Annotated in this window: 2 protein-coding genes; both read left to right on the top strand. The window is 62.8% G+C overall.

What is annotated here, in order from left to right; genetic code table 11:
* Positions 1–143 precede the first annotated feature (143 nt).
* Complete coding sequence (gene dnaE / locus ABE459_RS25685) at positions 144–3,668, top strand: DNA polymerase III subunit alpha (protein ID WP_125465204.1); 3,525 nt, start codon at positions 144–146, stop codon at positions 3,666–3,668.
* A gap of 107 nt (positions 3,669–3,775) precedes the next feature.
* Entirely contained in the window at positions 3,776–4,723 is a 948-nt protein-coding gene (locus tag ABE459_RS25690; protein ID WP_110992408.1) for an acetyl-CoA carboxylase carboxyltransferase subunit alpha, read from the top strand.
* The last annotated feature ends 92 nt before the right edge of the window (positions 4,724–4,815 follow it).

Genomic DNA, 4,815 nt, shown 5'->3' on the forward strand with positions numbered 1-4,815 from the left:
CTCCCACGCAGTCTTGCCTGGCGTGGGAGCGGGCTTGCCCCGCGATGCATTCTGCAACCAACCGCTGACCTCCAGGCGAGGCAAGCGAACGGCAATACGCTACAATCCCGCCCTTGTCGTTCAGCGCTGCTACAGGACTTTCCATGTCGGTCTCCTTCATTCACCTTCGCGTGCATTCCGAATTCTCCCTGGTCGACGGCCTGGTGCGGATCAAGCCGCTGGCCAAAGCCTTGGCCGGGATGAACATGCCGGCGGTGGCGATCACCGACCAGAGCAACATGTGCTCGCTGGTGAAGTTCTACAAAACCGCCATGGGCGCCGGTATCAAGCCGATCTGTGGCGCAGATCTGTGGCTGGCGGGCAGCGATTCCGAGGCGCCGCTGTCGCGGATCTGTTTCCTGGCCATGAACCCCCAGGGCTACCGCAACCTCACCGAGCTGATTTCCAGGGGTTGGACCGACGGCCAGCGCAATGGCCTGGTGATCATCCAGCGCGAATGGATCGCCCCGGCCAGCGAGGGGCTGATCGCCCTGTCCGCTGGCAAGGAAGGCGATATCGGCGCGGCGTTGATGGCGGGCCGCGAGCATGAGGCCGAGGCCTTGCTCGGCGACTGGATGGGCATGTTCCCGGAGCGCTTCTACGTCGAGGTGCAGCGCACCAACCGTGCCGGTGACGAAGAGTATGTGCACGCCGCCGTGGCCCTGGCCGACAAGCTCGGCGCGCCGCTGGTGGCGACCAACGACGTGCGCTTCATCAAGCAGTCGGACTTCGACGCCCACGAAACCCGGGTTTGCATCGGTGAAGGCTGGACCCTCGATGACCCCCGTCGGCCACGTGGCTACAGCGACCAGCAGTACCTCAAGTCCGCCGAAGAGATGGCCGAGCTGTTCAGCGACCTGCCTGACGCCATCGCCAACACCGTGGAAATCGCCAAGCGCTGCAACATCACCGTGCAGCTGGGCAAGTACTTCCTGCCCGACTTCCCCACGCCCAACGGCATGGGCATCGACGACTACTTGCGCCATGTCTCCCACGAAGGCCTGGAAGAGCGCCTGGCGGTGCTCTGGCCGAAAGAGACCACGCCCAACTACGAAGAGAAGCGCCAGGTCTACCTGGACCGCCTGAAGTTCGAACTGGACATCATTATCCAGATGGGCTTCCCCGGTTACTTCCTGATCGTTATGGACTTCATCAAGTGGGCCAAGAACAACGACGTGCCGGTCGGCCCGGGCCGGGGCTCGGGTGCCGGCTCGCTGGTGGCCTATGTACTGAAGATCACCGACCTCGACCCGCTGGCCTACGACCTGCTGTTCGAGCGTTTCCTCAACCCTGAACGTATTTCCATGCCCGACTTCGACGTCGACTTCTGCATGGATGGCCGCGACCGGGTGATCGACTACGTGGCCGAGGCCTATGGCCGCAATGCGGTCAGCCAGATCATCACCTTTGGCACCATGGCCGCCAAGGCGGTGGTGCGTGACGTGGCGCGGGTGCAGGGCAAGTCGTACGGTTTGGCCGACCGGCTGTCGAAGATGATCCCGTTCGAAGTGGGCATGACTCTGGAGAAGGCCTACGAGCAGGAAGAAATCCTGCGCGACTTCCTCAAGAGCGACGAGGATGGCCGCGAGATCTGGGACATGGCCCTCAAGCTCGAGGGTGTCACCCGCGGTACTGGCAAGCACGCCGGTGGTGTGGTGATCGCGCCCACCAAGCTCACCGACTTCTCGCCGATCGCCTGTGACGAAGAGGGCGGCGGCCTGGTGACCCAGTTCGACAAGGACGACGTCGAGGCCGCGGGCCTGGTGAAGTTCGACTTCCTCGGCCTGCGCACGCTGACCATCATCAAATGGGCGATGGAGATCATCAATCGCGAGCAGAAAAAGAACAATCTGCCCGACGTGAACATCGACTTCATCCCGCTGGATGACCGCAAGACCTACGAGCTGCTGCAGAAGGCCGAGACCACTGCAGTGTTCCAGCTTGAATCCCGCGGCATGAAAGAGCTGATCAAGAAGCTCAAGCCCGACTGCCTGGAAGACTTGATCGCACTGGTGGCGTTGTTCCGTCCCGGCCCGCTGCAGTCGGGCATGGTGGACGACTTCATCAACCGCAAGCACGGCCGCGCCGAGCTGGCCTACCCGCACGCCGACTACCAGTACGAAGGCCTCAAGCCGGTACTGGCGCCCACCTACGGCATCATCCTGTATCAGGAACAGGTGATGCAGATTGCCCAGGTGATGGCCGGCTACACCCTCGGCGGCGCCGACATGCTGCGCCGGGCGATGGGTAAGAAAAAGCCCGAGGAGATGGCCAAGCAGCGCGGCGGTTTCATCGAGGGTTGCGTTGGCAACAACATCGATGCGGACCTGGCCGGTAACATCTTCGATCTGGTAGAAAAATTCGCCGGTTACGGCTTCAACAAGTCCCACTCCGCAGCCTATGGCCTGGTTTCCTACCAGACTGCCTGGCTGAAGACCCACTACCCGGCGCCGTTCATGGCCGCGGTACTCTCGGCGGACATGCACAACACCGACAAGGTGGTGGTGCTGGTCGAGGAAGTGCGCAGCATGAAGCTGCGGCTCGATGCGCCGGACGTGAACTTCTCCGACTTCAAGTTCGCCGTCAACGACGATGGCCGCATCGTCTATGGCCTGGGGGCGATCAAGGGCGTGGGTGAGGGGCCGGTGGAGGCGATTGTCGAGGCGCGGGCGCAAGGTGGCCCGTTCAAGGACCTGTTCGACTTCTGTGAACGCATCGACCTCAAGCGGGTCAACAAGCGTACCCTCGACGCGCTTATCCGCAGCGGTGCGCTGGACCGCCTGGGCCCGCACTTCCATGACGAGATCAAGGCCTACCAGGCCAACATCGACATCAATCGCGCCACCTTGCTGTCTGCGCTGGGCGAGGCCGTCAAGGCTGCCGAGCAGGCGGCGCATACCGCCGACAGTGGTCACGTCGACCTGTTCGGCAGCATGTTCGACGAGGCGGATGTCGACGTCTACGCCAACCACCGCAAGGTGCGCGAACTGACGCTCAAGGAGCGTCTCAAGGGCGAAAAGGACACCCTCGGGCTGTATCTCACCGGCCACCCGATCGACGAGTACGAGACCGAGATCCGCCGCTTCGCCCGCCAGCGCATCATCGACCTCAAGCCGGCGCGTGACACCCAGACCATTGCCGGGATGATCATTGCCCTGCGGGTGATGAAGAACAAGAAGGGCGACAAGATGGGCTTCGTGACCCTGGACGACCGCTCCGGGCGTATCGAAGCCTCGTTGTTCGCCGACGCCTTCATGGCCGCGCAAGCGTTGCTGCAGACCGACGCCATGGTGGTGGTGGAAGGGGAGGTCAGCAACGATGACTTCTCCGGCGGCCTGCGCCTGCGGGTCAAGACGGTGATGACCATGGAGGATGCACGCACCAAGCTGGCCGAGAGCCTGCGCCTGAAAGTCGCCCATGAGGCGCTCAAGGGCGATCGGCTGAAGTGGCTGGGCGAGCTGATCACCCGTCATCGCGGGGGCTGCCCGATCACCCTGGAGTACACCGGCAGCGACGCCAAGGCCATGCTGCAGTTCGGCGACCAGTGGTGCATCGACCCGGCCGATGGCTTGATTCAGGCACTGCGTGACCAGTTCGGGCGTGAGAACGTCTTCCTGCAATATCGTTGAATCGACAAAAAATTTAATCTCGACCTGAATGCGCCTGATCCCTTAAGGTAGGGCGCCAAACGGATCAACCGGCCGGCCGCCTGGCCGTAGACCCAAGACGGATGACTATGAACCCGAATTTTCTCGATTTCGAACAGCCGATTGCCGACCTGCAAGCCAAGATCGAAGGCCTGCGCCTGGTAGGCAACGACAACTCGCTGAACATCAGCGATGAAATTGCCCGTCTGCAAGACAAGAGCAACACACTGACCGAGAGCATCTTCGGCAACCTGACCAGCTGGCAGATCGCTCGCCTGGCCCGTCACCCGCGCCGTCCGTATACCCTCGACTACATCGACCACATCTTCACCGAGTTCGAAGAGCTGCATGGCGACCGTCATTTCGCCGACGACGCCGCCATCGTCGGTGGTACCGCGCGCCTCAACGACAAGCCGGTGATGGTCATCGGTCATCAGAAAGGCCGCGAAGTGCGCGAGAAGGTTCGCCGCAACTTCGGCATGCCGCGCCCGGAGGGCTACCGCAAGGCCTGCCGTCTGATGGAGATGGCCGAGCGCTTCAAGATGCCGATCCTGACCTTCATCGACACCCCCGGCGCCTACCCAGGCATCGACGCCGAAGAGCGCAACCAGAGCGAAGCCATCGCCTGGAACCTGCGGGTGATGGCGCGCCTGAAGACCCCGATCATCGCCACCGTGATCGGTGAAGGTGGTTCTGGCGGTGCACTGGCCATTGGCGTGTGCGACCAGCTGAACATGCTGCAGTACTCGACCTACTCGGTGATCTCGCCGGAAGGTTGCGCCTCGATCCTGTGGAAGACCGCCGACCGTGCCGCCGACGCTGCCGAGGCCATGGGCGTGACCGCCGATCGCCTGAAGAGCCTGAACATCGTCGACAAGGTCATCCAGGAGCCGCTGGGCGGCGCCCACCGTGACCCGGCCAAGGTCTCTGCAAGCATCCGTGCCGACCTGATCGAACAGCTGGACATGCTCGGCAAGCTCGACAACGACGCGCTGCTCAAGCGCCGTTACGATCGCCTGATGAGCTACGGTCTCTAATACGCCGCAGCAGCAATCGCGGGGCAAGCCCGCTCCCACGGGATCGCGCAATGTCTGAAGCAAGCGCCGTTCCAGTGGGAGCGGGCTTGCCC

It is taken from the genome of Pseudomonas sp. TWI923 (assembly GCF_039673365.1).
GTDB lineage: Bacteria > Pseudomonadota > Gammaproteobacteria > Pseudomonadales > Pseudomonadaceae > Aquipseudomonas > Aquipseudomonas sichuanensis.

Bases quoted from the DNA above. Each gene is read 5' to 3' on its own strand.
- dnaE (WP_125465204.1), top strand. From the start codon at position 144: ATGTCGGTCTCCTTCATTCACCTTCGCGTGCATTCCGAATTCTCCCTG.
- ABE459_RS25690 (WP_110992408.1), top strand. From the start codon at position 3,776: ATGAACCCGAATTTTCTCGATTTCGAACAGCCGATTGCCGACCTGCAA.